Annotated in this window: 1 protein-coding gene; it reads left to right on the top strand. The window is 27.6% G+C overall.

All coding sequences use genetic code 11. The features are described 5' to 3' along the window. Positions 1-220 precede the first annotated feature (220 nt). Positions 221-1,222 carry an IS110 family RNA-guided transposase gene (locus tag AAGV33_RS16315; protein WP_373393436.1) on the top strand — a complete coding sequence of 334 codons (1,002 nt, stop codon included), beginning with the start codon at positions 221-223 and terminating at the stop codon, positions 1,220-1,222. Positions 1,223-1,387: the final 165 nt, after the last annotated feature.

The following is a 1,387-nucleotide window of genomic DNA, read 5'->3' as shown; positions in this document are numbered from 1 at the left end:
GCCTTTAGATTTGCATAATGAATTATTCGTAATTTTAAACTAACAACCAAACTGATAAAGTGAACCATTTTGTGGGCAAGATTTCTAGATCTATTCTGTGATTAGGACTTTATCAGTTTATATTGAATAAGCATCAAATAGTAATTCAGGTTTTAAGACCTATTATCAAGGTTATGATTGTATTCAATAGTCTGGTTGCTAATCTTAAAAAACTTTTCTTATGAGTAAATTTAAACATTTTTTAGGTATTGATGTATCAAAAGAATATTTTGATGCTGTGGTTATTGTGGATGGAAATAAAGAAAAAAGTTTTCACTGTCAATTTGATAATGATTCAAAAGGAATCAAGTCTCTATGTAAATGGTTAAAAGAACAAGGTTCTACTTATAAAAACACACTTGTTTGTCTTGAACATACAGGAATGTATGGGAGGTTAATTATTAGAAATTTAATTTCTTTTAAATTTGATATTTGGGTAGAAATGTCATTGAAAATCATTCGAAGTATTGGAGTACAAAGAGGAAAAAACGACAAGCTAGATGCTGAAAGAATAGCTTATTACGCTTTGAAAAATGTGAATGAAGCAATTATTCACAAAGCTCCTAGAATGGAAATTGATAAAATTAGAAATCTTTTATCCTTAAGAGAAAAATTAATTACTACTAAAGCTACTTTAGTGCGTAATGCAAATGAATTTAAGCAATTTGATGTAGCAGCTACTAAACTCTTTGAAAAACTTCATAAAAACACTATCAAAGGTCTCCAAAAAGATTTAAAAAACATTGAAATTCAATTAGACAATCTTATAAAAGAAGATCAAAATTTGAGTAAAATATACAATCAATCAACTTCAGTTCCTGGAATTGGAAGAATAACATCTCTATTTTTGATTTGTTATACAAATGAGTTTACAATGTATTCAACTCCTCGTCAATTGGCTTGTTATGCTGGAGTGGTTCCTTTTGAGTATACATCTGGAAAAAGTATAAGAGTAAGACCTAAAGTTCATTATTTAGCAAATAAAAAACTAAAAAAACAATTACATATGTGTGCCTTATCTGCAATTAGGTCTGATCCAGAATTGAAACATTATTTTAGTCGAAAAGTTGAGGAAGGTAAAAGTAAAATGCTTGTAATTAATAACGTAAGAAACAAACTCGTACATCGTGTTTGTGCTTGTGTAAGAGGGAATAAAATTTTCGAAAAAAGACAAGTAGCTTAAATGAAAATCAATTAAAAATTTTCTATTGAAAGGAAAGAGAATTAATAATCTCTTCCCCTTCGCAAGACTAATTGTTTTTTTCTAACTCAAAGTTATTGAACTATTTGTGAAAAATAAATGAAAATTTTATGAATTTTATTTTGATAAAACCATAGTAATCACAGA

The sequence above is a fragment of the Flavobacterium magnesitis genome (assembly GCF_041729735.1).
GTDB classification, from domain to species: Bacteria; Bacteroidota; Bacteroidia; order Flavobacteriales; family Flavobacteriaceae; genus Flavobacterium; species Flavobacterium magnesitis.
This window is presented reverse-complemented; position numbering and strand designations above follow the sequence as displayed.

What these genes read in the sequence shown, in the direction of transcription:
- AAGV33_RS16315 (WP_373393436.1), top strand. Translation starts at nt 221, where the DNA reads ATGAGTAAATTTAAACATTTTTTAGGTATTGATGTATCAAAAGAATAT.